At 40.1% G+C, this 26836-nt stretch carries 21 protein-coding genes and 2 pseudogenes; 5 read left to right on the top strand and 18 right to left on the bottom strand.

Annotation, left to right across the window (positions count from 1 at the left end; all coding sequences use genetic code 11):
* Window positions 1-25: 25 nt before the first annotated feature.
* On the bottom strand, window positions 26-982 hold the full coding sequence (locus G574_RS0102800) for an NAD(P)-dependent oxidoreductase (protein ID WP_029690872.1): 957 nt from the start codon (window positions 980-982) through the stop codon (window positions 26-28).
* 151 nt (window positions 983-1133) lie between these two features.
* Here G574_RS0102800 and G574_RS0102795 point away from each other — a divergent pair, with 151 nt between their 5' ends.
* Complete coding sequence (locus tag G574_RS0102795) at window positions 1134-1769, top strand: MBL fold metallo-hydrolase (RefSeq protein ID WP_017769181.1); 636 nt, start codon at window positions 1134-1136, stop codon at window positions 1767-1769.
* A 7-nt stretch (window positions 1770-1776) separates the two neighbouring features.
* Here G574_RS0102795 and G574_RS11240 read toward each other — a convergent pair.
* The 7 genes from G574_RS11240 to G574_RS0102755 form a co-directional block, all read right to left on the bottom strand.
* A protein-coding gene (locus tag G574_RS11240) for an IS630 family transposase (RefSeq protein ID WP_156828097.1) occupies window positions 1777-2624 on the bottom strand; the annotation gives its coding sequence in 2 pieces (ribosomal slippage) (window positions 1777-2321 and window positions 2321-2624; 849 coding nt in all).
* A gap of 92 nt (window positions 2625-2716) precedes the next feature.
* A complete protein-coding gene (gene ftsX, locus G574_RS0102780; RefSeq protein WP_029690869.1) occupies window positions 2717-3649 on the bottom strand; it encodes a permease-like cell division protein FtsX in 933 nt (310 codons plus the stop codon).
* A complete protein-coding gene (gene ftsE / locus G574_RS0102775; RefSeq protein ID WP_029690868.1) occupies window positions 3642-4334 on the bottom strand; it encodes a cell division ATP-binding protein FtsE in 693 nt (230 codons plus the stop codon). The genes ftsX and ftsE overlap by 8 nt, the downstream gene beginning before the upstream one ends.
* A gap of 197 nt (window positions 4335-4531) precedes the next feature.
* Window positions 4532-5627, bottom strand: a protein-coding gene (prfB, locus tag G574_RS0102770; protein WP_156828096.1) for a peptide chain release factor 2 whose coding sequence is annotated in 2 segments (ribosomal slippage) — window positions 4532-5554 and window positions 5556-5627 — 1095 coding nt in all. Because the reading frame shifts where the segments join, the coding sequence is not laid out codon by codon here.
* A gap of 49 nt (window positions 5628-5676) precedes the next feature.
* On the bottom strand, window positions 5677-6795 hold the full coding sequence (gene queG / locus G574_RS0102765; RefSeq protein ID WP_029690866.1) for a tRNA epoxyqueuosine(34) reductase QueG: 1119 nt from the start codon (window positions 6793-6795) through the stop codon (window positions 5677-5679).
* A 161-nt stretch (window positions 6796-6956) separates the two neighbouring features.
* On the bottom strand, window positions 6957-8873 hold the full coding sequence (locus tag G574_RS0102760; RefSeq protein ID WP_029690865.1) for a fructose-bisphosphatase class III: 1917 nt from the start codon (window positions 8871-8873) through the stop codon (window positions 6957-6959).
* Window positions 8874-9026: 153 nt separating this feature from the next.
* Window positions 9027-9665 carry an HAD family hydrolase gene (locus tag G574_RS0102755; protein WP_029690864.1) on the bottom strand — a complete coding sequence of 213 codons (639 nt, stop codon included), beginning with the start codon at window positions 9663-9665 and terminating at the stop codon, window positions 9027-9029.
* Between the two features lie 68 nt (window positions 9666-9733).
* Here G574_RS0102755 and G574_RS0102750 point away from each other — a divergent pair, with 68 nt between their 5' ends.
* The 3 genes and pseudogenes from G574_RS0102750 to G574_RS10715 all read left to right on the top strand — a co-directional run.
* Entirely contained in the window at window positions 9734-10591 is an 858-nt protein-coding gene (locus G574_RS0102750; RefSeq protein ID WP_017769175.1) for a metallophosphoesterase family protein, read from the top strand.
* Between the two features lie 60 nt (window positions 10592-10651).
* On the top strand, window positions 10652-11020 hold the full coding sequence (locus G574_RS0102745) for a hypothetical protein (protein ID WP_029690863.1): 369 nt from the start codon (window positions 10652-10654) through the stop codon (window positions 11018-11020).
* Between the two features lie 706 nt (window positions 11021-11726).
* Window positions 11727-12490, top strand: a pseudogene (locus G574_RS10715) (ISL3 family transposase); the annotation flags it as partial.
* Window positions 12491-12492: 2 nt separating this feature from the next.
* On the opposite strand, the gene G574_RS11235 reads toward G574_RS10715, so the two are convergent.
* A protein-coding gene (locus G574_RS11235; protein WP_156828095.1) for an IS630 family transposase occupies window positions 12493-13340 on the bottom strand; the annotation gives its coding sequence in 2 pieces (ribosomal slippage) (window positions 12493-13037 and window positions 13037-13340; 849 coding nt in all).
* A gap of 30 nt (window positions 13341-13370) precedes the next feature.
* Here G574_RS11235 and G574_RS10710 point away from each other — a divergent pair.
* A pseudogene (locus tag G574_RS10710) lies at window positions 13371-13844 on the top strand (transposase); the annotation flags it as partial.
* Window positions 13845-13929: 85 nt separating this feature from the next.
* Here the strand turns inward: G574_RS10710 and G574_RS0102725 are convergent.
* The 9 genes from G574_RS0102725 to G574_RS0102685 all read right to left on the bottom strand — a co-directional run bounded on the left by G574_RS0102725 (window position 13930) and on the right by G574_RS0102685 (window position 26703).
* Window positions 13930-16614, bottom strand: a complete 2685-nt coding sequence (locus G574_RS0102725) for a cation-translocating P-type ATPase (protein ID WP_029690860.1) — start codon at window positions 16612-16614, stop codon at window positions 13930-13932.
* A gap of 213 nt (window positions 16615-16827) precedes the next feature.
* Window positions 16828-18630, bottom strand: coding sequence for a glycoside hydrolase family 3 protein (locus tag G574_RS0102720; RefSeq protein ID WP_029690859.1), 1803 nt, complete (start codon window positions 18628-18630; stop codon window positions 16828-16830).
* 10 nt (window positions 18631-18640) lie between these two features.
* The gene (locus G574_RS0102715; protein ID WP_029690858.1) at window positions 18641-19441 is read right to left on the bottom strand and encodes an HAD family hydrolase; all 801 of its coding nucleotides are present in this window, start codon (window positions 19439-19441) and stop codon (window positions 18641-18643) included.
* Between the two features lie 735 nt (window positions 19442-20176).
* A complete protein-coding gene (locus G574_RS0102710; RefSeq protein ID WP_029690857.1) occupies window positions 20177-21709 on the bottom strand; it encodes a hypothetical protein in 1533 nt (510 codons plus the stop codon).
* A 65-nt stretch (window positions 21710-21774) separates the two neighbouring features.
* Complete coding sequence (locus tag G574_RS0102705) at window positions 21775-22614, bottom strand: SDR family oxidoreductase (RefSeq protein ID WP_017768722.1); 840 nt, start codon at window positions 22612-22614, stop codon at window positions 21775-21777.
* Between the two features lie 51 nt (window positions 22615-22665).
* Window positions 22666-23760 (bottom strand): mannonate dehydratase, encoded by a 1095-nt coding sequence (locus G574_RS0102700; protein ID WP_017768721.1) that lies wholly within the window; start codon window positions 23758-23760, stop codon window positions 22666-22668.
* Between the two features lie 62 nt (window positions 23761-23822).
* Complete coding sequence (gene uxaC, locus G574_RS0102695) at window positions 23823-25223, bottom strand: glucuronate isomerase (protein WP_029690856.1); 1401 nt, start codon at window positions 25221-25223, stop codon at window positions 23823-23825.
* A gap of 1 nt (window position 25224) precedes the next feature.
* Window positions 25225-25845 (bottom strand): bifunctional 4-hydroxy-2-oxoglutarate aldolase/2-dehydro-3-deoxy-phosphogluconate aldolase, encoded by a 621-nt coding sequence (locus tag G574_RS0102690; RefSeq protein ID WP_017768719.1) that lies wholly within the window; start codon window positions 25843-25845, stop codon window positions 25225-25227.
* Between the two features lie 183 nt (window positions 25846-26028).
* On the bottom strand, window positions 26029-26703 hold the full coding sequence (locus G574_RS0102685) for a FadR/GntR family transcriptional regulator (RefSeq protein WP_029690855.1): 675 nt from the start codon (window positions 26701-26703) through the stop codon (window positions 26029-26031).
* Window positions 26704-26836 lie beyond the last annotated feature (133 nt).

The raw sequence follows: 26836 nt of genomic DNA, 5'->3' as shown, positions 1-26836 counted from the left end.
AAAACGCTTATCTCAAGTTTGGCGTTTAACCATTAACCTGATTAATCACTTTGCCCTCTTCAAAATAGGCAATCATATTTTGTGCAGCTTCTTGAGCCAAAGCCAGACGCGCATGCCAAGTCGCCGTTCCCGAATGGGGTGTCATAACTACTTGATCTAAGACAATAAGGTTTTCCTGAGCCTTGCCTTCAACCTGATAAACATCCAATCCCGCACCTGCAATATGACCTGATTTTAAGGCAGCAACTAAAGCTTTTTCATCAACTAAAGCCCCACGCGCAGTATTAATAAAGAAAGCTCCTTTCTTCATTTTCGAAAAGATAGCCGCATCAAACAGCCCTTCTGTTTCTGCTGTAGCTGGAGCATGAAGGCTGACCACATCTGATTGTGCGAGTAAATCATCTAGCTCATGATAAGTGACGCCTAAAGTTTTTTCCTGCTCTGCAGAAAGAGGTGTCCGTTTATAGTAAATGACTTTTGCACCAAAAGCCTGAACCATCCGAGCAACCCTTTGGCCAATACGCCCAAAACCAAAAATACCTACCGTTTTACCATTTAAACCATGGCTCAATCCCGATTTCAGCGACGTGTCAACCCAATTGTTCTGACGAAGCTGGCGATCAAAATACGAAACCCGCCGCATCGTATCCAACATTAGACTCACTGCCAGCTCAGCCGTAGGCATCAAAACGGATTGCGGGGCATTAGAAACCACAATCCCCTTTTTCTTAGCATGATCAATAGCAATGTGATCAAAACCAACACTGTGCGTCGAGATCATCTTTAAATGACTCCCCGCATCTATCAAGGCTTCATCAACGGGCAATTGTGTCGTGTAAAGACCATCATATGACGCTAAATGCTCTAGCAACCATTCTCTAGTATCTTCTAAAGGTGCATAATCGACATCAAATCTTTCTTTTAAATCCTGCAACCCCTCTTCCAGTGGTCTTCCCAAGATAACAATTTTTACTTTTGACATTGTTAAACCTCACTTTCTAATGTTATTCTATCATATTCTAGACCAAAGCAGAGAAATCCGATCAAAGGTCTATACTAGCAAATAACTTATCTTGTCTGTGCAATCACAGCATTTCTTCGCACATCTATAGCATTTTTGATACACTATAACTATGAAAATACATACTATTATTAACACCGTCGCTGGTGAAAATACCTATTTATTAGAATCTGATCATGGCGTACTGGTTATTGATCCTGGAAGTGATTGGCCAAAGATTGAGACCACTCTGCAAGAGATCAAAAAGCCTGTCCTTGCCATCTTGCTAACACATACACATTATGACCACATCATGAGTGTAGAAGCTGTTCGCCAACACTTCAACCAACCACCACTATACGTTTCCGAAAAGGAAGCCTCATGGTTACAATCACCAGAAGATAATCTTTCTGGTTTGCCTCGTCACGATGACATGGCTAACATCGTCGTAGCACCAGCTGAATACACTTTTGAGCTCCGTAAACTTTATACTATTGGTAACTTCAGTTTTACGGTTGTACCAACTCCTGGTCATTCTTGGGGAAGTGTTTCCTTCATTTTTTCATCTGAAGAAACGATTTTTTCAGGTGATGCCCTTTTCAAAGAGACAATCGGGCGTACAGATCTACCCACTGGTAATTTTGACGAACTGATCACTGGTATTCGACAAGAACTCTTCACACAGCCTAACCACTTTGCCGTTTACCCAGGTCACGGCCATAGCACGACTATCGCCCACGAGAAAAACTTTAATCCCTATTTCAAGTAAACTATAGTCAACTGAAACAAGAGAAGGACGAAAGTGCCTCAAGAAACGTATCGCAATTCGGCAATACTTTTCTGAGGTGTTTTTTAATGTGAGCCCATGTTTTCTCGATGGGGTTGTACTCAGGTGAGTACGGAGGAAGTGGTAAAACTCTATGTCCCTGCTCCTCGCATAAATCTTTTAGCTTACTCATCCTATGAAACTTTGCATTGTCCATAATGATAACAGATGGTTTACCTAAAGTGGGTAGTAAGAATGTTTTGAACCAAGCTTCAAAAAAGTCGCTAGTCATAGTATCTTTGTATGTCATCGGGGCTATAAGCTCACCATTTATGAGACCTGCAACTAAAGATATCCGCTGGTATCTTCTTCCAGAGACCTTACCTTTTATCAACTGACCTTTCAAAGAGCGACCATATTCTCGATAAAAATAGGTCTCAAACCCTGTCTCGTCAATATAAACAGGAGTCAGGTGGCTCAAGTTATTCAATTCTTTAAGGAACTGTTCTACTTTTTCAGGGTCTTGTTCATGGTAGGTAGAGCTCTTTTTTTTCGAGTATATCCCATAGCTTTGAGGGCGTAATGAATAGCGGTTGGATGACAGTCAAATTCAGAAGCTATTTCAGTCAAATAAGCATCTGGATGAGTTTCAAGATAGTTCTTTAATTTATCTCTATCAACTTTTCTTGGCTTGGTTCCTTTAACTTGGTGATTAAGCTCACCTGTTTTCTCTTTTAATTTTAGCCATTGATAGATAGTGTTGCGTGAAATATCGAAAATAACAGATGCTTCAGTAATACTGCCCGTTTTCTCACAGTATGCGAGAACTTTTTTACGAAAATCTAGTGAATATGCCATAAGAATATGATATCACAAATGTACTGTTTTTACTTCATTTTAGTATAAAAGACACTTAGTGTAGTAGAAACCACTAGGTGTCTTTTTCTCCTTTAAATCTTCAAGAACCGTCTCATAGATAGGACTGATCCCAAGGATCCGATAACTATTCCGATAACAACCATGGCCACAACGCCTACAGGGATGGCAAGTTCAGGACTATAGAGACTGAGATCTTGCTGAACCAGGCCTTGCATCAGGTAGTTATAAGCGATGATATAGAGGTAAGAAACCAGGACTCCTGGTAAAATGGAGCCCAACAAGCCAATCCAAGCACCTTCTAAAAAGAATGGCCCACGAATGTAGGAGTTTTTAGCACCCACCAGACGCATGATTTCAATATCACGACGGCGTGAAAAAATGGTTACACGAATAGTATTTGAAATGAGGAAAATAGCTACCAAGATCAGGATAGCTGTCCCAACCAAGCCCCAAATTCGAACCATTTTAGCTAAATTAAAGATGCGTTCAGTATCTGCACCACCATATTCGACGGAGTCAATACCACCTAATTTCTCAGCAGCGTCTGCCACTGGCTTGACATCTTCAGGTGAATCAGTCTTGACATAATAAACATCATACAAAGGATTTGCACCTTCATCAAAAACCTCTGAGAAGGAATCCCCCATTTTAGCTTTAAGATCTTCTAGCTGTTCATCTTTACTGGAGTAGTCTATCGCCTTGACACCATCAATCTCTAGTAGTTGGTCATACACCTTATGGTAATCCTTATTAACCGACTTTTTCCCAGAGCTATCCGTTAGCGTTTCTTGAGCGTCTGTTGAGTCAACATTTAAAAAGACATTAACCTGGACATTATCCTCAATACCTGAAGCCAATCTTTCCGTATTCAGAAGAACACCCGCAAAAAGTCCTACTAAAACCAGGGTAATAGAGACTGTGGACATGGCTGCAATGGTCATCCAACCATTGCGCTTCAAGCTTTTGATAGAGGACCATAAATGTCTGAAAAAGTTTCTAATCATTGTAGCCGTACTCCCCTTCCTCTTGGTCGCGAACCAGTTTACCGTTTTCAATCGCAATCACGCGATGACGCAAGGTATTCACAATCTGGGCATTATGTGTTGCCATCAAGATAGTTGTTCCTTGTAGGTTAATACGCTCCAAAACCTGCATAATTTCCATAGCAATGTCTGGGTCTAAGTTACCTGTCGGCTCATCCGCAATCAATACTTTGGGATTATTGACAATGGCACGCGCAATCGCTACACGCTGCTGCTCCCCCCCAGAAAGCTGATGCGGAAATGACCGCATTTTGTGCTTGAGACCTACCAAATCCAACACTTCCGTCACGCGTTTTTTGACATGCTTACGCTTTTCACCAATAACTTCCATAGCGAAGGCAACATTTTCAAAGACAGTCTTACGTTCAAGGAGCTTGTAGTCTTGGAAGACAACCCCTAGAGAACGGCGCAAGAGTGGAATTTGACGTTTCTTCATCTTTGCCAAATTAAATTCCCCAACCTTAAGCGATCCGCTGGATAATTTTTCCTCACGATAGAGAAGCTTGATAAAGGTTGATTTACCGGCACCAGAAGGACCTACAATATAGACAAACTCTCCCTGATTAACCGATAAGGTCAAATGCCGAAGAGCCGTTGTCGACCGACGATATTTCTTAGAAACATCCTTTAATTCAATTAAAGCCATAAATTAAGATACTAAGAGCGTTGAAAGCAGACGAAAAATAGGAGCGTGACGACATATGCGGGCATATGAGGAAGGCTGTCTTTTTTCGCTAGCTTTTAGCTCGAGTTCAATTTTTCATGAACCCATATCCTTTCCTTTCTATAAGTTCAAAGAAGAGATAAGCAAACTTACTATCTTCCCTTTTTAAAATGAAACGACTAGTCCATCCGCCATTTGAGATAGGCATCAATAAAGCCATCAATCTCACCGTCCATGACCTTGTCTACTTGAGCCACTTCAAAGTTAGTACGATGATCTTTTACCATGGTATAAGGCGTGAAAACATAAGAGCGAATCTGACTTCCCCAGGTAATTTCCTTTTTATCACCCTTGAGAGCATCCACTTCTTCAGCCTTCTTTTCCTGCTCAAGCTGGCAAAGTTTAGCTTGCAACATTTTCATAGCACGGTCACGGTTACCATATTGGGTACGGTCGACTGTTGATGCAACAACTATCCCTGTTGGAATATGGGTCAACCGGACACCCGTTGATACCTTATTGACGTTCTGACCACCGGCACCACCTGAACGGAAAGTGTCCATCTTAATATCATCATCACGGATCTCAACTTCAATAGTATCATCCAGCTCCGGCATCACCTCAACAGAGGTAAAAGACGTGTGACGGCGCTTAGCCGAGTCAAAAGGTGAAATACGGACCAATCGGTGAACACCCATTTCTGATTTCAAGAAACCATAAGCATTTGGCCCTTCAAAAGAAAGTGTGACAGACTTAATACCAGCTTCATCACCCGCTTGGTAGTCCAGCGTCTCAACCTTAAACCCTTTGGCATTCCCAAAACGCGTATACATTCGAAAGAGCATCTCAGCCCAATCCTGGGCTTCTGTACCACCAGATCCAGGATGGATTTCCATGATAGCATTATTGGCATCATAGGGCTCTGACAAGAGGAGAGTCATCTCATAACTAGCCATAATTTTGTCTAGTTTTTCCAGATTGTCTTCCAACTCTTCCTGAACAGAATCATCCTCTTCTAACATTTCCAAATAGAGCTCTGTCTCCTCAGACAGCTCCTCCATGTTGTGAAAAGTTTCATAAGTTTGCTTAAGCTCATTCAATTCTTGTGATATTTTTTGAGCAGCGACATTATCATTCCAGAAGTCTGGCTCAGTCATTCGGTTTTCAAGAAGCGCAATGTCCTCTTCCAAACGATCTAAGTCAAAGAGACCTCCTGAAGCTAGTCAACTTCTCATTGTTTTCTACTATTTTTTGGCGCATTTCAGCGATTTCCATGATAAACTCCTTAAGTTAATATAATCTTATTCATTCTAGCACAAAGCCCTTAAAATTGCCATTTCTGACGGACCAACTCCAACTCTTTGAGGCTATCCTCCTCTTTTAGGGAAAGGCTCCGCATGAAATCAAGCATGGCTTCATCTGGTTTTTTGACAATCTCACCCAGTGCCCAGATGGCTGTCGCGGTATGAATTGGATTGTTATTCTTATCAATAATCTCCACCAATTTAACCACAGCACTGCGGTCGTGGGCGTTAGCCAAAGCAATAATAGCATTACGCTGCAAGATATTTTTTCCACGCCAAGAAGCAGCAATTTGTCCAAACTTAGCCTTAAAGTCCTTGTTTGATAATTCCAAAAATGGAATTAATTCTGGCTGAGCAAGCTCTGGATCAATCTCACTAGCTAATGGATTGTCAATCCCGCGATTATAAGGGCAACAAATCTGACAAATATCACAGCCATAAATGACCGTCTTGATTTTCTTGCGGAATTCCATAGCCATCATGCCCTTGTCCTGAGTTTGGAAAGACAAGCAGCGGCGAGCATTCATCGTTCCATCACCAATTAAACAGGAGGTCAGACAAGCGTCTAAGCAGCGGCGACAATCACCACAGTCATAATCAACAGGTTGATCAGGTTCAATTTCTAGATTAGTAATGAGCTCCCCAAGATACATGTAAGAACCAAACTCTTTGGAAATCACCAATCCATTTTTGCCAATAAAACCAATTCCAGCTCTTCTAGCAACAGCTGTATCCACTAAGGCGCCCGTATCAACCATACCCTTATATTCAAAATCCTGAGTCAGACTTTCAATCGCCTCAGCTAATTGGGACAATTTTTCTTGTAGAACATGATGGTAATCTGTTCCCCAAGAATTAGGAGTAATTTTACCTCGTTTATACTGTGTTTTTTGAGGTTGGATGGGTAACTTATGGGGATAGGCCACAGCAATGGAAATAATAGTCTTAGCCGACTCCAAGGATAATTTAGGTTTGATTCTTTCCTCAATAACCTTGTGCTCAAAACCTGTTGTTCGACCTTCTTCAACCACTAAACGTAATGATTTTTCCAGATAAGAAAAATCATCAGCTGTTGTAAAGCCGATTTTTGAAATACCAATTTCGTTCGCTATTTTTTTGATTTCCGCCTTAAGTTCCATACTACTATCATAATGGAAAAATATAAAGACTTCAAGACCAAGCAATGGCTTATTGTAACAAATATTAAATTGTCATAACAAAAAAGAATATGTCAGGCTGAGCCGCAAAAATAAAAAAACCAAAAGAGGTGAAAATTTGGCTTCACCTCTCATAATTCTATTTAATATTGATCAAAATGATGGTAAAGATGATCAAGATCAGCTATTTCTTGTAGCAATTTTTTACCATTATCAGTATCTTTAACCAAGGTCCGATTTTCAACTAATTCGACTAAACGCTTGATAAAGATAATATCACATTTACCTTCTAAAACATCCTTAACAGATGAGAATGGTTTATGAGCAACTAATTCCAAGCCATAAGAATTGGAAATTAAGGTGTAGCCAGCAATACCAGTCGTTTTTTGATAGCCTTTAGCCAATCCACCATCAATGATGATAATACGACCATCTGCTTTAATAGGTAATTCGCCACCTTTTTCCTTAACAGGTGTATGGCCATTGACAATATGAGCACTTCCATCCAAACCAAACTCTGCTAAAATGTGAAGACAGATTTCTTGATTTTCCCGTAAACGATAATAAGGATTCTTTTCCTCATGGTGGCTTGCCTTGTCAGCAATATAATAACGTTCAAAAGTGGTCATCCGGTCCTTACCAAAAAGTGATGAAACCTCACCACACCAGAGATACCAGAAGACATCGGTTGCTAAATCAAAGTGTTGCTCCCGATTTTTGTATGACTCCCTAACTTGCTCTTGGAAGAAATCTAAGAGAGCCTTGCCTGAATAGATTTTCTTGCCAAAACGCATGGATTTAAAATGACCATTTGAATGCATTGGCATACAACCATGGAAAAGCAAGTGATTATTGGAAATATGGTACATTGAGCCTTTTGCCATCAGAAAAGCAATTTGACTCTCTAATTTTTCTGAGTTTTGGAAACGGTACATGAGCCCTTTTAAGATTTGCTCCTCTTCAGACGTTAAAACATCTGGCTGATCCCAAACCATTTTATGAAATGGGAAGGATTGTAAAGGATAGGTCTTTTCACCAATAGTAATGTTTTTCTTTTCTGGGTCGATTTTAGGGAATAATTGTGAAGTTTGCATGCCAAATTCTGGACGCCGCTTAATTAATTGGTGCTCCAATTTAAATTGCAAGAGGGCTTTCGCTTGCTGTAATTTATTAAGGGTCAGACGCTCTGTTTCAGAGATGACGTCACCATCTAAAATCGGGTTGAATACCTCTTCTTCCTTAAAGTAACGTTGGCTGTAATCAATAAGGCATCGGAGATTAATACCGTAGCGATCTTCGATTAGTGCTAACGAATTATATCTAGCCGCAATCCGAATGACATTGATCATACAAATATAGGAACCAGACATAGCTCCAATCCAAGTAATATCATGATTTCCCCATTGAATATCAATGTTTTGGAAACCTTTTAAGCGGTCAATAATAAAATCGGGGTATTGGCCGCGGTCAAAAATATCACCAACCACATGAAGATGGTCGATGGATAATCGTTGAATCAAGTTGGCAAACGCAATAAAAAGATTGTCTAACTGCTCTAACTCAATCACTTTTGAGATGATAGCATGATAGTAATACTGCTTATTTTTGTCAGGCTGCTCTTCCGTCAGCAACTCCTCCATGATATAGGCATAATCAGCTGGCAGCATCTTACGAACCTTAGAACGGGTGTATTTGCTTCCGATATGCTTAACAAATTGGAGTAAATCTAACAGATATTGGCAAAGTTCAGTTTCCAGGTCTTTACGGTCTAAAACTTCTTGCTGAGCTTGAATTTTTTCAGCAGGGTAGTATATATATTGGCAAAGTTGTTCAATATCTTTTTCTTTTTTCTCTGGAAAACATTCTTGTAGTTTCTTTTTAATGGAACCTGAGCCATTACGTAACAAATAATCAAATGCTTGATATTCTCCGTGTAAGTCACTTAGGAAATGCTCGGTACCTTTTGGTAAATGGCAAATGGCATCCAGATTGATCATTTCGGTAATAAGTGACGACTTGGTTGGAAATTTTTCTTTCAACAACTGATAATATTGAGACATGATTGGCAGTGGGTCCTTTCTATTTTCAAAAAACAATAACCTTTTAAAGAGGCCTCTATTACCATTTTAAAACTTATTTACCTAAATGGCTAGTAAAAAATGTAAGCGCATACATAAAAGAGAGCTTCACTTCTCTCCCCCTTTGCTTTATTTTTAAAGTACTTTTTCTGGGACTTGTCCCAAATGGTCGATAAGTTGATCAGCTTGCGACTGGTCAATCCCATATTGCTTATCCTTGATTGCCCAGACTTGCATTCCGGCAGACTTGCCAGCGCTGATACCCTTTTGACTATCTTCAATAATTAAACTATCAGCTTTATCTATCCCCAATAATCCAGCTGCTTTAAGATAAATATCTGGTTGCGGTTTTTGGCTGTCCACATCTTCTCGACTAAGAACAATATCAAAATAGGACAAAATTGATGCTGATTCTAAAGCAAAGAGATCATCATTCTTTTGCGTATTTGAAGCTAAGGCTAGTTTTAGACCTGCTGCCTTTAAATCAGCTAAAGCTTGTCTGTCTTCTGGAAAAATGATTTGGGAATAAGGCGCACAGTGCTTTGCTTTATAATCTTCATACTCCTGATGAAAGGTATCAGCTTGACCAACATGCTCATTTTCACTTAAAATCTTTTGCCAAACTTGCTGGAGATTGCCACCAATAAATTCTTTGGCTTCCATATGCTCAATGGAAATCCCTTTATTATCTAAAAAGGTTTTACGTCTTTGATAATAGAAACCTTCAGTATCAAAAATAACTCCATCCATATCAAAAATAATGGCTTTATACATGTTTTTCCTACTAAACATCTATTTTACCATAAATAGCCAAGTCATATCATTTTTGTTACAATGAAGCTATGACTAGATTAGCAATCATGAGTGATTTGCATGTCGATCTCAATCACTTCACAGACTTTGAAACCACAACCCTTATCAACTTACTAAAAAAAGAACAGATTAACCACCTTCATATCGCTGGAGACATCTCCAACCACCACTACGAGGTGTCCCTTCCCTTTCTAGATAACCTCCAGCAACACCTGCCTGTCACTTATAATCTTGGCAATCATGATATGTTAGATTTGACAGAAACTGAGATTGAGCATTTAGATTTTAAGATTCATAAGATTAATGGTAAATCCTTCTTAGCCTTTCACGGCTGGTATGACTATAGTTTTCAGCCTCAGAAAACATTCGATGAAAACCTTGCCTTTAAAAATCGTTTTTGGTTTGATAGGCGGTTAGATAGGGGGAAAACAGATTCTGAACTGACCGCTGACATTCTCAAAATCCTAGACATTACCCTATCTAAGCACCCCGAAATAACATTGATTTCCCTACATTTCGTTCCCCATAAAAACTTCCTCATGACCCATCCAAAATTTATCCCTTTCAATGCCTTTTTGGGTAGCCAAGATTTCCATAATCTTTTTGTCAAACACGGCGTAAAAGATGTCGTTTTTGGTCATGCCCACCGTTCCTATGGCAGTCAAACTCTTGATGGTATCACCTATCACTCTCGCCCCTTAGGTTACCGTCGTGAGTGGGATTTAACCATCGATTATGTCAACCAACATCCAGAACTCAATCCGACAGGGACATGGAATTTGTCAAAAAGGTACAATCTGGTCAAAAAATTGCCAGACTTTAAAAACTTTACCCGACAACAGCTTGAAGAAGAATTTCGACAGTCGCTAACGATTTTTGACTTCTAATCTCTTTTTTGATACCCTTTTCATGGAAAGCTTATCAGATTGGACAAAGGAGGAAGGCTCTTGTCGATTACTCTTATTCGAAAAACCTGGGATGGTCGCTATCAACCAAGTGATATCTACCTTAATCGCATCTATCAGGCAAAACTTTACAAAGACCAACAAATCAGTTTGGATGTGCCAGACACTCCTGCAACACTCAGCTTAGGCTGGGGGATTTTGACTAAATGCCAAGTTGCTGATGGTGATCAGATTATCATGAAGACTAATCCATGGTGGCTTGCCTTAGAATTAATACTCCTCATTTGCCTCGGACTACAGTTTAACATACTGTTCACTAATACTGACTATTTGCCTACGCAGCTCATTTTACTCTTGCTGCTCCTACTAAACTGTATTATCCCCAGATATAGACTGATTAAAAGCACTTAAAAAGAGTCTGGGGCAAAAGTTTGACACCAAACATAAAAAAGGAACAAGATAGTTTTCTATTGAACAGAATTCTATCTTGTTCCTTTTTTTATAATACTAGCAATTTCATAGAACTAGATATAGTCAAATGAATTAACTTTAAGACAAAGGACTGAGACGCGGGCAGCACTTGAGTAGGGCAAGGCGAAAGTGACGATGTCTCAACCTTAATTCAAAAGACTATAGTAAAGAATTTCTAAAATGAAACGCTTTGTTCCAGATTCTTTTTAAGAATATGGCTTCCCCTCTCTAATCTGAACATATCAAGGCACTGATTTTTACATTATTAAATCATAAAACTCTTACAAGTATTGATAGTAAGCGCTCCATAACGAGGTAACTAGTAATCCTATCACTCCTACAGTATACTGTTAGTAGAAAACATTCCAGAGTCAGCTTGACTTTGGAATGTTTTTCAATATACCTCGTTATTGGACGATTACTATTGATATGACAGTATTTCTAAGAGGTTTTCATATTCCAACATAAAGAAAAAGATTGAAGAAAAGGGGCTCTATAATTTCTATAGTGGGTACCTCCCCTGCAGAGGTTATCGGGCTTTTTGAGTGTACACAAAAAATTCCATATGACTTATAATGAAAAGCGACCAAACCATCATTAGAAAGAATCATATGGACAACTCTATCATACTACAGAATTGATTGGAATGAAAGATAAACACATCACCTTGAACAAGGTTTTTCAGCGTGAAACACATATCGAAGTCTTCGCAACCCTTGACTATCACCCGCTTAAGTGTAGACACTGTAAAGGAGATCAGATTAAGTACGACTTCCAGAAACCTTCTAAAATCCCCTGTATCGAAATTGGTGGTTTCCCTAGTCTCATTCGCTTGAAAAAGATGAGGTTTCAATGCAAGTTCTGTCGGAAAGTGACCGTAGCGGAAACAGTCTGGTTCAGAAAAACTGTCAAATCTCTGAGCCCCTCAAACAAAAAGTGGCACAAGCCTTGATAAAGCGAGAATCGCTCACTCATATCGCACAACAGTTGGCCATTTCAACCTCTACCGTCCACCGCAAATTCAACCAGTTCGTAGTCAAAGAAGACTTTTCTAAATTGCCTCAAGTTCTATCCATCGACGAATTCTCCTACCAAAAGGGCAAACTCGCCTTTATCGCTCAAGATTTTGAGACCAAGAAAATTATCTCCATACTGGACAATCGGCGTCAAACCACCATTCGAAATCACTTCTTCAAGTATTCTAAAGACGCAAGGAACAGCGTCAAAATCGTCACCCTTGATATGTCAGGGAGTTATATACCTCTTGTGAAAAGTCTATTCCCTAACGCAAAAATCGTCCTAGATCGTTTCCGCATTGTGCAGCACATCAATAGAGCACTCAATCAAACCCGCATTCAAATCATGAAACAATATGAAAAGGAATCACTTGAATACCGCTCTCTTAAATATAGTCAACTGAAACAAGAGCATGACGAAAGTGCCTCAATGAAAGTATGGCTATTTGGCAATACTTTTCTGAGGTGTTTTTTAATGTGAGCCCATGTTTTCTCGATGGGGTTGTACTCAGGTGAGTACGGAGGAAGTGGTAAAACTCTATGCCCCTGCTCCTTAGACAAGACCTTTAGCCTGCTCATTCGATGAAACTTTGCATTGTCCATAATGATAACTGATGGCGTCTCCAAAGTGGGTAGTAAGAATTTTTGGAACCAAGCTTCGAAAAAATCACTAGTCATAGTGTCTTTGTATGTCATCGGAGCTATAAGCTCACCATTTATGAGACCTGCAACTAAAGATATCCGCTGGTATCTTCTTCCAGAGACCTTACCTTTTATCAACTGACCTTTCAAGGAGCGACCATATTCTCGATAAAAATAGGTCTCAAACCCTGTCTCATCAATATAAACAGGGGTCAGGTTCTCTAAATGATTAAATTCTTTAAGAAACAGGGCTACTTTTTCAGGGTCTTGTTCGTGGTAGGTAGAGCTCTTTTTTTTCGAGTATATCCCATAGCTTTGAGGGCGTAATGAATAGCTGTTGGATGACAGTCAAATTCAGAAGCTATTTCAGTCAAATAAGCATCTGGATGAGTTTCAAGATAGTTCTTTAATTTATCTCTATCAACTTTTCTTGGCTTAGTTCCTTTAACTTGGTGATGAAGCTCGCCGGTTTTCTCTTTTAATTTTAGCCATTGATAAATGGTGTTGCGTGAGATTTGGAATACAGCAGACGCTTCAGAAATACTGCCCGTTTTCTCACAGTATGCGAGAACTTTTTTACGAAAATCTGGTGAATATGCCATAAGAATATAATATCACAAATGTACTGTTTTTACTTCATTTTACTATACTACCCGAAGCTCATTCAAAAGGATAGTAGAAAACTTTCGATTCATGCATTCTACTCTAGAACCTTTAGGGAAACTCTAACCCCTAGACAGTAACTCGATAAGATGGTCAAACTCGTTCCTGAATTAAAAGGGTACTATGACCTTTACCAATTGCTCCTTTTTCACTTGCAAGAGAAAAATACCGAGCAATTCTTTGGATTGATTCAAGACACGTTACCTCAGCTCAATCATATCTTTAAAACTGCTTTGAACACCTTTATTCGCTATAAAAAATATATCTCCAATGCCATCCAACTTCCCTATTCGAATGCCAAACTGGAAGCAACCAATAAACTCATCAAGGACATCAAACGCAACGCTTTTGGCTTTCGCAACTTTGACAACTTTAAGAAACGGATTTACCTCGCTTTGAACATAACAAAAGAGAAGACGAATTTCGTCTCCTCTCGTGTTTAGTTATAAGTCACCACTACAGTTGACAATGAGCCAGAAAAGGTCCAAAATGGACTTTTTCTTCAATCTCATTTTTTTAGTTTATCTCTTAAATGGCGTTTTTATCTTGACCTGTTGCACGTTGGATTGCTTTCACAATTTCAACAACTACCAATGTCATTAAACTTCCGATAACAACTACTAACCACTGTGTGACTGATAAATGAGCCACGTGGAAGAAGTTATTAAATCCTGGAACGACCACTGTTGACATAAGCAGAACAAAGGCAATTGGAATTGACCAGTTGAATAAGCGGTTCTTAAAGAGACCAACTTGGAAAACAGATTGGTAAACAGACTTAACGTTATAAGCATGTACCAATTGGATCAAACCAAGCGTAACGTACGCCATTGTCAAAGCATCAGCATGAATGTCAGCATATGTGGTGTGTTCTGGGAATTTAAGAGCAAAGCCATAAACAGCAAGAACAATTAAACCTTGAAGTGGTCCTTGATAGATGATTGATTCTTTTACACCACCATCGAAGAAGCTTGATTTGCGTCCACGCGGTTTGTGTTTCATCACACCCGGCTCAGCAGGTTCCACACCAAGAGCAATGGCTGGAAGCGTATCTGTAACCAAGTTAATCCAGAGAAGATGAACTGGTTGAAGAACATCCCATCCAAACAAGGTTGCAAGGAAGATTGTCATAACCTCAGCAATGTTAGCTGAAAGCAAGTATTGAATTGTTTTTTGAATGTTTGAGAAGACTTTACGTCCTTCTTCTACAGCGACGATAATTGTTGCAAAGTTATCATCAGCAAGAACCATATCAGAAGCTCCTTTGGAAACTTCTGTACCGGTAATCCCCATACCAATACCGATGTCAGCTGTTTTAAGTGATGGCGCATCATTAACACCGTCACCAGTCATGGCAACAACTTTGCCTTCATTTTGCCACGCTTTAACGATACGGACTTTATGTTCTGGTGATACACGAGCGTAAACTGAGTATTGCTGGAAGACTTTTTGGAATTCTTCATCTGACAATTCGTTAAGTTCAGCACCTGTAAAGACATGATCTTCTGTGTCATTGGCATCAATAATACCGAGACGTTTAGCAATTGCTTCAGCAGTGTCTTGGTGGTCACCAGTAATCATGATTGGACGAATACCAGCTTCTTTAGCCACTTTAACCGCTTGGGCAGCCTCTGGACGTTCAGGGTCAATCATACCAACTAAGCCAGCAAATACCAAATCATTTTCCACCACTTCAGTTTCCATGGTAGGAATACTTGCTTCATATTTGTAAGCCATCATGAGAACACGAAGAGCTTGTTTAGCAAGAGACTTGTTGGTAGAAAGAATGGCTTCCTTATCGGCATCTGTAATAGGACGCACTTGATTATTGTCTTCAATCTTAGTCACACGTTTAAGCAATTGGTCTGGGGCACCTTTTACAGCAACAAGGTATTGACCATCTGCCAATTTGTGGATTGTTGACATGAGTTTACGATCAGAATCAAATGGCAATTCTGCAACCCGTGGTTCTCCGTTGAGAGCATCACGAACATCAAAGCTATGATCCAATCCAAATTGAACAAGAGCCGTTTCAGTTGGGTCGCCGATTAACTTACCAGACTCATCAATTTTGGTATCATTGGCAAAGTTCATGATGCGAAGAGCCATATTTGAGTGATCCAAATCATCATTGGCATCTTGAAGGCTACCATTTGTATAGAGTTTTTCAACAGTCATTTGGTTCATTGTCAAAGTACCTGTCTTATCTGAGGCGATAATCTCTGTTGAGCCAAGTGTTTCAACAGCAGGCAATTGGCGAATGATAGCGTTACGTTTAGCCAACACCTGTGTACCAAGTGAAAGGACAACTGTAACGATGGCTGGCAAACCTTCTGGAATGGCAGCAACCGCAAGAGCAACCGCAATCATGAGACCTTCAAGTGGGCTTTCATTACGAAGGAAGACGCCAACTACAAAAGTAACAGCCGCAATAACCAAGACAGCAACCGTCAAAAGTTTAGACAATTGGTTAAGGTTTTGTTTAAGAGGGGTGTCTGTTTCATCAGCATTTTGTAACATGTTTGCAATGTGACCGACTTCGGTAAACATACCCGTGTTAGTAACGACACCCATACCACGACCGTATGTAACGTTTGAGTTTTGGTAACCCATATTGACACGGTCACCAATACCAGCATCTTCAGCTAGTTCAACGTCTAAAGACTTTTCAACTGGTACAGACTCACCAGTAAGGGCAGCCTCTTCGATTTTCAAAGAGCTTGCTTCCAAAAGGCGCATATCCGCTGGAACAACATCACCCGCTTCAAGTAAGACAATGTCACCAGGAACTAATTCTTTAGAATCAACTTCCTTCACGTGTCCATCACGACGAACACGCGCTAATGGACTAGACATTGATTTAAGCGCTTCAATAGCTGCTTCTGCCTGTCCTTCTTGGTAAACACCAAATGCTGCGTTAATGACAACTACGAATAAGATAATTAAAGCATCTGTTAAACCATGCATCCCTTCAGTAATCACTGAAAGCGCTGCAGCTGCTAATAAGATAATAATCATCAAGTCTTTAAATTGATCCAAGAATTTTTGGAAAAGTGACTTCTTCTCACCCTCTTCCAATTCATTACGACCATACTCTGACAAACGTTGCTCGGCTTGAGCGCTCGTCAAACCTTTTTTGTTTGTCTCAAGAGCTTCAAGAACAGAGTCTTCCAACTGTGTGTAAAACGCTTGACGTTTTTGTTCTTTTGACACTTTTTCTCCTCCTTGGTCTTTTCTCTATAGAAAAAGACCTGTTTATTTTTAAACAAGTCTCGCAAATTAAGACTATGCCGGAAACAAACGTTTCGAAATGACGACATAATCACGATGACACCATATCACTGATACGATATGACCATCGTCGGCTACTCCCTTGATGGATATAATTATAACAGAAATAGCTCATCGACTCAAGGTAAATGAAAACTATTGTTTCATTTTATGTGAACGCCAGATATGCGTATCAATTAAGCCACAATAAGGATCGACGCTCGATACTCCTGTAAATTCAGATTCACCTGCTAGTTTTTTTACCAAGCTGGCAATAGTATTTGGTAAGCCATCATACGCATTGATGTAGGTTCCAACTTGTGGCATATCTGCCAAGGCAAATGGATGTTGTACTGACACGACGATTGTTGGGATTTCATGGACATAAAATGGCTGATCTGGTGTTCCTTTAGCCGCCGGCCAAATAATACGTTGGGTCGTACCGCCAGAATTGACATCAACAAGATTGATAATCAAATCATAATTATCCGTGATTTGAGCAATTGGTCGTTTAGAAGCATAGACATTTTGAATAGCTGCTGGACGTTCGTCTTCAGGCAGTTTTTTTATACGCTCTTCTGTATTTTCCCAGATCGATACTTCATGTCCCGCTTGTTCTAACAACTCTTTTAAGGTGTCAGCTGCACGTTTTTTGCCAGAGTTAATCATCGCACCAAAGCCACCCTTGTAACCTTCGACTTCAACTAAAAGAATGCGTTTGTAGCGTTCTGGTGTGACTGGGAAAATGTCTTTTTGTTTATCTTTGACCAGCGTGATTGCCTTATCAGCTACTTCATCTGAAAGGCGTTTAGCCTCGTCTGTGCCAATCTTTTCTAAGGCTTCTTCTTTTGGAAGCAAAATCTCCTTGCGACGACCTTCAAATTGATGTAAGCCAAGTTTTGCTTTCAACCCTAAGGTACGACGAATGGCATCGTGCAGACGTTCTTCTGTTAAGAGACCATTTTCATAGCCTTCTTTCATCCAACGGAAATCTTCATCAGGATCGTTGAAAAATAAGAAGAGATCGCATCCAGCTTCAATCGCTGTTGGTAGAAGTTCACGACGTGGAAGCGATGCTGTCATCGCAACCATATGAGAGGCATCGGTTACGATAGCCCCATTGTAGCCCAGCTCACCTCGTAGAAGTTCATCAAGAAGTGTTTTATTAAGCGATGCTGGTAACATATCATCCAAATCACGCTCAGGGTGCATTTCTTTTTCAACATTTGGCAGATGAATATGACCTGCCATAATACCTGGAAGACCCGCTTCAGTCATTTCGCCATAAATACGCCCAAAGGTCTCCATCCACTCCTCTTTTGACATAGGGTTAGACGCATATGAAAGATGGTGGTCTCGTTCGTCAATGCCATCACCAGGGAAATGTTTAGCAAATGGAATAATGCCATGTTCCATGATACCGCGCATGTATTCTTTTGAAAGGCTGATAACTTGCTCAACTTCAGCTCCCCATGTACGATTAGCAATAATAGGATTTCTCCAGTTACGACTAAGATCCATAATAGGAGCAAATGACGCATTACATCCCACGGCTGATGCCTCAAGTCCAGCGATACGCCCTAGTTCATAAGCATACTTAGGATCGTTAGTAGCGGCAATTTTAATCTCATCACCAATTTTGGTGCCATCTGTGACTGCCCCATTTCCCCCTGATTCTGTATTGGCTGCAATCAACAGAGGGATTTTTGATTTGGTTTGTAAAATGTAATTTTGCTCCCAAATGTCCGCTGCTGGACCAGGAGCATACCTTACTGCTGCAAATTTGTAATCCGTCATCACTTGAGTTAGATACTCTTCTGTACGACTAGAACCCATATTAACAAAAAGCTGACCAATTTTTTCATCTAAGGTCATATTTTTAAGAGTCGCCTCAACCCAATCAATAGCTTCTTGATTTAGGTTGTAAGGCTTTTTAGTTAAGTCTACTAAATGTGTCATCGTATCACTCCTAATCTAAATGTTTCCAAAACGTTTCTTTTAGGCTTTCTAAGCCTTCTTTTGTTACCTGACCAGCGACAAAAGCTGGTGAAAATGTTTCTTGTAATGCTTTCCAAGATGCTGCTTCTTTACCAACCAAGATAGGGTAAAAAGCCACTTTATTTTGCTCAGCTGCTGCTAAATCACCAGGTGAGTCTCCCACCATTACAAGATGATCTTTTGAATAGCCATCTTGTAGCAAGCTAGCAATAACATCTTCTTTCTTACCACGGTCTTGACAGTAAAGGTCATCGACATACTCTAGCAAGCCTTGATCGCGCCATTCCTCTTCGACAGCTTCACGATTGGCTGAAGAGACAACATACACCTTCCCAAGCTCGTGAAGTTTTTCTAAGCCTGAACGAGCACCTTCAAAAGCAAGTGCCTCACCCTTGTAAGATTTAATTTGCCGATTGACTTCGTTAGACCAATCCAATGCCTTCTGTAAATCATCTGATGGTTGTTGAGCCAACGCTTGCTCCAGAGACGCATTTGATAGTGATGTGGTAGTGGCTACCCAGTTCTTCAAAGCATCAATGCCCCCCAGACCTGCGTACTCTAGCCCCATCACCAATCCGACAAAACGATTGACGCCTCTTGTACGAGAGTAAAGGTTGATATTATCCCACTCTTTCAAAAAAGCTTCTTTTTTTGTAACCTCGAAAAACTGAGCTGCTAGTGGTCCAAAAAAGAGCTGATGTTTGTAGGTCATGGTATCCATGGCGCAGCCATCTGAGTCTACGCAAAAGACATATTCTTGCTGTTTAGACATTTTTCCCCTTTCATTCTTATCTTCATCTGATAATGCAATGCTGCTTAAGGATTAAAACAGAGTGCCAGACAATCCGTTTTTACCCAGAAGTCAGCGTTTTCTGGCAACGGTATTTCGCCCAAAAATAAGACAGACCGTACCAATCGTTTTAGCTGAAATTCTTTGAAAATGAAGCTACTAAAAAGGTATTGGTATTAGATTATCTAACCTTTCAATCGTTTCTTATCCTTCTATGGTATAAATACTATCTAGCAACCTCACCGCTATAGCAGTCTGATAGAGCACTCTTAATCATCTAAAGATTTCTGATAACGTGAGGCAGGAAGCAAAGTACCTTACCTCATTAAGTTTTAACTAAGTAGAATAGTTTAGTGCAATAATTGTCGGACTTGTAAAATGAATTAACTTTCAAACAAGGAACAAAAAGACTCGGACTGTACTTGATACTCAATGAAAACCAAAAGAAAACTAGACGACACAGATAGCAGATAGAACTGGAGTTCATCAAATCAAGTCAATAAGATCTGCTTTTGATTTTCGAAGCGTATGGGTAGGGCAAGTCAAAAGTAACGAAGCATCAAAGTTAATTCAAAAGACTATACAAGTCTCGTCAACCTTGCGGAGGTGGGAGTAAAATAATTCAGTGGATTATTTTAGCCCGAACCTAGATATAGCGGAGTGAGGATAATCGATTTCTTTGACATCACGATTTTGTCCCACTCCCACTCTTATTCATCAAACAATCACAAACACACATTCTGTAGGGGCAATCACCAACTCGCCAGCCGAAATGAGTTCTGCTTCTAAATTCGGTAATTTGTTGTCTTCATCTAAATTCAAGACCTTACCATTCAAACACATTTCTTTTGCACGTTTGTCACCGTCTTTTCCTGACAAGCGATATACTTGAGCATCTTTTTCCAAAGCCAAGGTAGTAGCTTTCGTTTCTGAATTATTAATGACCAAAATTGCTTTGCCATCTTGTCCATCTTTACGTGAATGCACAAAAACATGCGCCCCTTCATGGATTGGAATTTGACTATCAAATACTTCTGAACCCATCAATCGATTCCAAAATAGAACTGCAAAATAGTTCGGACGTGGATCAAACACTTCTCGTGCCAAGTAACCATAATCAGAAGAGGCTAAGGTGTTATGGAAGATAACGCCATTTGTCAAACAAGCAAATGTTCCCAGCTCATTAAGGGTACGCGGCACATCAAGATAGGTTGACGCCCAAGTATTGCCGCCACCACCAGCATCTCCTGACTCTGTTACCCACATTTCTGCCCCCGGAATGAATCGATCACGTAGGGGAAGGTAGGTTTTACAAAAGTTTGAAGCTACAGCTAAATAGGTTTCTGACAAGGCAGCTTCCACTGACCAATGCCCTGCTGGCATTACAGAAGCCAGACGTTCCGAAACCCCATTGTAGTAGTGATAAGAAAAGACATCTAAAGGCACTTTCGTTCCTTCTAACAAATCTTCACAGTTAACCGTTTCATGAGCAACCTGCTCAATGCCCCCGATACCTTTTTGCTGGCTTGGATCTCCAAAGACAATATCATCTCCACCTGTCGAACTTGGTCCTACTTTTAAGCAATCCGGATAATTCTCATCTAACCACTGGAAGAAAAGGTCTTGGTCACGGCGATAGTGTGCTGCTGTGTAGCCTTTTGGAAATCCAGTGTCTTCTAGGATATTGGGTTCATTGGCAAATTCAACAGCTTCTATCGGTACACCACATGACTGGCTTAGAGCAAAGATTTTTTCAGCTTCACTCGGATGCCATGGTTCCTCCGCCGTGTGTAAACCGGGACAGTTAGCCATGGAAATTTTCAAATGTCCACCAACTGCTTTAACAAAATCCAAAACACCTAGCCACTGTTCTTTTGTTAAAACATTCAGATAACCTTGTGGCGCTACTCCAGCAGTTTCACCATCAAAATCGTAATACGTTTTGGTTGACCAAGTTCCTGAGACACGTACCCATGCTTCTCCCAATTCTTTTGTCAAATAGCGTAGTTTCTCATTTGACAAATCAATCGGATCATACTCTTGCATAAGGTCCTTATACATCGCTGCGATTCCTTCATCAGAAGGTTCGACGTAAAAATCTTCCGTTCCAGCAATTTGCTCTTCTGAATAAGACTTCCAGAAAGTTCCACCTGTCACTTCTGCAAACTCAACATTATAAGAAACCAAACGAGGATTTATATCACGTATCTTGTCTAGCTTTTCTAGCTCCAAGGTAATCATTTCACCCATAAAAACTCCTTTATCTTTTCAAACCATGAACAATCACCAACGACGCATCAAGCGCTTAAATCATATTAGACGCCTGAATAGGCTGAGAAGCCACCATCAATTGGAAGGACGACACCATTAACAAAACTTGCTGAATTTTCATCCGCTAGGAAGAAAAGACCACCAATTAATTCTTCAGCTTCTCCAAAGCGCTCCATCGGAGTATTACGAAGAATTTTTTCCGCACGTTCTGAAGGTGAACCGTCTTCATTAAAGAGAAGACCACGGTTTTGATTGGTTACCAAGAAGCCTGGGGCAATAGCATTGCAGCGGATACCAACTTTTGAAAAATGCACTGCCAACCATTGCGTAAAATTCGAAATAGCAGCTTTAGCACCAGAATAGGCAGGAATCTTAGTTAATGGCGTAAAGGCATTCATGCTAGAAATATTGATGATATTTGCTCCTTTACGTCCCACCATATCTTGGGCAAAAACCTGAGTAGGAAGCAAGGTTCCTAAGTAATTAAGATTAAAGACAAACTCAATGCCAGCTTTATCTAAATCAAAGAATGATTTTGTTCCTTCAGGCAAATCTGTTTGGTGAAACTCATTGTCTGTCGTTGCTTTAGGGTTATTTCCCCCTGCCCCGTTGACAAGAATATCTGTCGGACCTAAATCCGATAGAACCGCTTGGCGTACTTCTTCAAGGTTGTCTTTATCTAAAACATTGGCTTTGTAGGCTTTAGCAACCCCACCAGTAGCTTCGATGTCGTCAACAAATTTTTGCGCTGCTTCTTGATTGAGGTCTAAAAGCGCTACTTTAGCACCCGCTTTGGCAAACTCTTTTGCCATATAACCACAAAGAACACCACCAGCACCTGTAACAACAACAACTTTATCTTTAAATTCAATAACTCTAGACATGATTTTATCCTTTCTTATTCTCTTAGATAGAAAAATAGTAAGCCAAGAGGATTATTTATCCCCAACCGTTTTTTCAGCGATACCAAAATCAGGGGTTTTACCAGCTGCTCGCATATTAGCTTCGTACAAACCATTGAAGTAAGTTGCACCAAGCGCTCTATCATACAAGCCATAACCAGGAGTCTTGGTCTGATCACCCCAGATACGACGCCCATGATCTGGACGGAGAGCGCCCTTCCAATCATAATCAACTAATAACTTCACGATAGCATTCATATCAATGTCACCGGCTTGCGACAAATGCGCGGTTTCTTGAAAACCCCAGTCCCCCGCAGTAACATTTCGTGTGTGCATAAAGTTGATACGATTGCGTTTTAGAGCATATTCTGTCATGGCAATCACATCATTTTGAGGATCTGATGCATATGAACCCACACACATGGTAATGCCATTATTTGACGAATCATAAATATCAAGGAAGCGCTCAACAGCTTCTTGACCAGTGATGATACGTGGAAGCCCAAAGATGCCATACGGTGGATCATCAGGGTGAATCGCCATTTTAACACCTGCAGCTTCAGCTGTTGGCATAATCGCTTTGATAAAGTACTCTAAGTTAGCCCACAAATCTTCTTCAGAAATATTATTGCGATAATTCTCAATAATCGCTTTCATCTCTTCTTTTGAATAAGATGAATCCCAACCTGGCAAGTTCAAATCATCTGCCACTGGATCAACCCCTTCTAAATCTTCTTTGAGAAAGGCAAGTGAGGTTGAACCGTCTGGAAGTGGGTGATTCAGATCAGAACGCGTCCAGTCAAAAACAGGCATAAAATTGTAACAAACAACCGGAATACCAGCTTCTCCAACATTTTTGATGGACGTTTTATAATTTTCAATCAATTCATCACGATTGGGTTTCCCTTGCTTAATGTCCTCATGAACAGGAATGGATTCAATAACTGTAATTTCAAGACCTGCATCTTCGACCATTTTTTTGAGTTCAAGGATATTCTCTAAAGGCCATGCCTGTCCGACAGGCACATCATAAACCGCTGTTACAATCCCCTGCATGCCTGGAATGGCTTTAATTTCTTCAAGTGACACAGGATCATTTTTCCCGTACCAACGAAATGACATTTTCATAATAATTCCCCCATACCTTAGTTATCTTCTAGCAAGATCCTTGCTGACGATAAGTTTTTTCTTTAATCGTTAAAATATTCAACAGCATTGTGATAAGCAATATCCTTAGCCATTTGACCTATAGCGTCATAATCGTTTGGAACTTCACCATCTACCATCCATTGCCCCAAATAAGAAGCAAGGATACGACGGAAATAATCATGACGTTGGTAAGATAAGAAACTGCGAGAGTCTGTTAGCATACCAACAAAATTTGCCAGGATACCTTGTTCTGCCAGAGCTGTCATCTGGCTCAGCATACCAGACTTTGTATCTGCAAACCACCAACCAGCACCAAACTGAAGGTAGGATTTGATCCCTTCTTCGTTAGTTTGGAAGTTGGCTAGAGTATTAGCAACAACAATATTGTAGCTAGGATTTAAGTTATACCAAATCATTTTTGGTAGATTGTTTTGTTGAGCTAAATGATCCAAAAGTCGATTCATGTTAATAGCCAATGCTGTTTGATCACCAAGTGAATCCACCCCGACATCACTTCCTAACTGTTGAAAAATGCCAGAATGATTATTACGCAAAGCTCCAAAATGAACCTGTGTTACAAAGCCATATTGTTTATAAAGGCGACAAAGTTCTGCAAATACTGCCGTTTGCCATTGATTGATTTCCAACTGGCTTGGCTGATAACCTTCTTGAACAGTTTTCAAAAGATTATCCAGAGTCTCTTTATCAGCTTCTTCAAAGACAATCTCGGTAAAGCTAATATCACTTGCTTTGCAGCTTTTTTCAGCAAAATAAGCGACACGCTTTTCAAGAGCATTGATAACGTCTTGAAATTCTTCAATTGATACTGCTGTTACCTGACTCAATCGACGAATGAAATCAGTAAAGTTTCGATGTTCGATAAAAGCCTCATCTGGACGAAAGGTCGGTGCAACAGTCGTTTCAAAGCTAGCATCGTCAGCTAATTTTTGATGCCATTCTAAAGAATCCAAAGGATGATCTGTCGTTCCGATAAACGTCACCTGACTATCCTTAATCAGTTTACGTGGGCTAATCTTTTTAGTTTTTAGCGTTTCATTAATCCGATAGTAAATATCTTCAGCATTTTCTTCTGTTAACACCTCATCAATCCCAAAGACATTTTTTAACTCCATGGCTGACCAATGATACACAGGATTGCCATAAGAGCGTGAGAGACTGCGCGCAAAGGCTTTGAACTTATCTAATTTAGAAGCTGCTCCTGTGATATAGTCTTCAGAGACACCGTGCGCCCGCATGAGACGCCATTTGTAATGATCCCCACCCAGCCATAAATCAACGATATTGTCATAGACCTTATCCTCAAAAATTTCTTTTGGATCAAGATGGCAATGGTAGTCAAAAATTGGTTGATCCTTAATTTGATCATAAAGTTTTAGAGCTGGCTCGCTCGTTAACATAAAAGTTTCGTCATTAAATCCCATCTTATTCTCCTACAGCTGCAATAAATTCTTTTGCAATGTCAGTCACTGAATCATATCCATCATCAGCGACACGCGCTGCTAAGGCAGAACCAATACCTACAGCACAAGCCCCAGCCTTTTTCCAATCAGCAACATTGGCTACGGATACTCCCCCAGATGGCATTAAATCCACTTGAGGAATCGGACCGTGAATATCTTTAATGAAACTTGGTCCTACAATGCCTCCAGGAAAAATCTTGATGATCGAACAGCCAGCTTCCATTGCCGTAACCACCTCAGTCGCCGTAGCGCAACCTGGAAAGTAAAGATTTTTGGTTTCTTTTGCCACGTCTTGAATCTCAGCAGAAAAATGCGGACTAACTAAGAATTTCGCACCAGCAACAATCGCTTCTTTCGCAAGTTTAACTGTCATCACAGTTCCTGCCCCAATAACGACATCGTCGCGGTTCTCAAACTCTTCTGTCAAATCACGAATAACCTGAGTAGCATTGGGCGTTGAAAAGGTGATTTCAATATTTCGAATCCCTCCCTCAATAGCACGTCGCGCAATCTCTTTCGCATCATTTACATCTTTGCCACGTATAACGGCAAAGAAATAATTTTCTTTTAGAATATCTAACATAGACTCCTCCTTGTTTGTAATCGTTATCATGAATTAATTATAAAATTCATCAGATGATTTGTCAAGGATTTTCTGCTTAAATATAAAAAGATTGGGGTTATCCCCAATCTTTTTATATTTGCTATAGGTAGCTAATCATTCGTTAGATTTCGGCAGTCCATGTAGTTCAATTTTCTTGTCGTACTAGTCATCTAACACAGTTTGTCTGACGGTTAAGATATGAGACATCATACTATCATAAGCACCTATTGGATGCCTTGCTTTAATAGCGTTTACGATATTGCGATGAGCCTCAATACTAGCCTGTTTCATCTGATGATTTGTATAGTCTTCATTGATGATTTGTATGGATTCATTAATCACAGGAATCAAACTTTTAACCGCAATGTTCCCACTCATTTCCGCTATTAAACTGTGGAATGCCACATCTAGCTCTAAATGTTTTGGATCATCAGCTTTTAGTGCTTCTTCAATAGCCAGAGCAAGTTTTTCCAAACGTTCAATGTCTTCTTCTTTAGCAAATTGGGCGGCGCGTTCAGCAATTCTTGGTTCCAAAAGATACCTTAATTCAAATAAATCTGTCGTTAATTTGACGCGATCTTTGACAAAAGCAAATCCAAAGGGATCTTCAGCAACTCCTTGTTTTGAACTAATATAAGTTCCTGAGCCTTGTCTAACCTCTAAAATATTACGAGCCACAAGACTTCTAATTGCTTCTCGTACGGTACTACGCCCCACATCTAGCACTTCTGACAGATCGTATTCATTTGGTAATTTTTGTCCAACTTCAAACCCCTGCTCCAAAATAAATTGCAAGAGGCATTCTGCTGTTTTCTCAACCAGTGGACGCGCTGCCATAATTGTTTCTCCTCGTAAAATAAGTTTATGGGGATGTTTCAATCCCAAATGTTTAATAATTGTAATAACGTTAACTTGACTATTGCAAGGTTTTCCAGAACAATAGAGTCATGGAATGGACACATGGTTGTTT

This window comes from Streptococcus hyovaginalis DSM 12219, assembly GCF_000420785.1.
GTDB lineage: Bacteria > Bacillota > Bacilli > Lactobacillales > Streptococcaceae > Streptococcus > Streptococcus hyovaginalis.
Note: the sequence above shows the minus strand (reverse complement) of the source record. Positions and strands in the feature narration are given on the sequence as shown.

What these genes read in the sequence shown, in the direction of transcription:
- G574_RS0102800 (WP_029690872.1), bottom strand. Translation starts at nt 982, where the DNA reads ATGTCAAAAGTAAAAATTGTTATCTTGGGAAGACCACTGGAAGAGGGG.
- G574_RS0102685 (WP_029690855.1), bottom strand. Translation starts at nt 26,703, where the DNA reads ATGGCAGCGCGTCCACTGGTTGAGAAAACAGCAGAATGCCTCTTGCAA.
- G574_RS0102755 (WP_029690864.1), bottom strand. Translation starts at nt 9,665, where the DNA reads ATGTATAAAGCCATTATTTTTGATATGGATGGAGTTATTTTTGATACT.
- G574_RS0102750 (WP_017769175.1), top strand. Translation starts at nt 9,734, where the DNA reads ATGACTAGATTAGCAATCATGAGTGATTTGCATGTCGATCTCAATCAC.
- G574_RS0102760 (WP_029690865.1), bottom strand. Translation starts at nt 8,873, where the DNA reads ATGTCTCAATATTATCAGTTGTTGAAAGAAAAATTTCCAACCAAGTCG.
- G574_RS0102715 (WP_029690858.1), bottom strand. Translation starts at nt 19,441, where the DNA reads ATGTCTAAACAGCAAGAATATGTCTTTTGCGTAGACTCAGATGGCTGC.
- G574_RS0102700 (WP_017768721.1), bottom strand. Translation starts at nt 23,760, where the DNA reads ATGAAAATGTCATTTCGTTGGTACGGGAAAAATGATCCTGTGTCACTT.
- G574_RS0102705 (WP_017768722.1), bottom strand. Translation starts at nt 22,614, where the DNA reads ATGTCTAGAGTTATTGAATTTAAAGATAAAGTTGTTGTTGTTACAGGT.
- ftsE (WP_029690868.1), bottom strand. Translation starts at nt 4,334, where the DNA reads ATGGCTTTAATTGAATTAAAGGATGTTTCTAAGAAATATCGTCGGTCG.
- G574_RS0102690 (WP_017768719.1), bottom strand. Translation starts at nt 25,845, where the DNA reads ATGTTAGATATTCTAAAAGAAAATTATTTCTTTGCCGTTATACGTGGC.
- ftsX (WP_029690869.1), bottom strand. Translation starts at nt 3,649, where the DNA reads ATGATTAGAAACTTTTTCAGACATTTATGGTCCTCTATCAAAAGCTTG.
- uxaC (WP_029690856.1), bottom strand. Translation starts at nt 25,223, where the DNA reads ATGGGATTTAATGACGAAACTTTTATGTTAACGAGCGAGCCAGCTCTA.
- G574_RS0102720 (WP_029690859.1), bottom strand. Translation starts at nt 18,630, where the DNA reads ATGACACATTTAGTAGACTTAACTAAAAAGCCTTACAACCTAAATCAA.
- G574_RS0102710 (WP_029690857.1), bottom strand. Translation starts at nt 21,709, where the DNA reads ATGGGTGAAATGATTACCTTGGAGCTAGAAAAGCTAGACAAGATACGT.
- queG (WP_029690866.1), bottom strand. Translation starts at nt 6,795, where the DNA reads ATGGAACTTAAGGCGGAAATCAAAAAAATAGCGAACGAAATTGGTATT.
- G574_RS0102795 (WP_017769181.1), top strand. Translation starts at nt 1,134, where the DNA reads ATGAAAATACATACTATTATTAACACCGTCGCTGGTGAAAATACCTAT.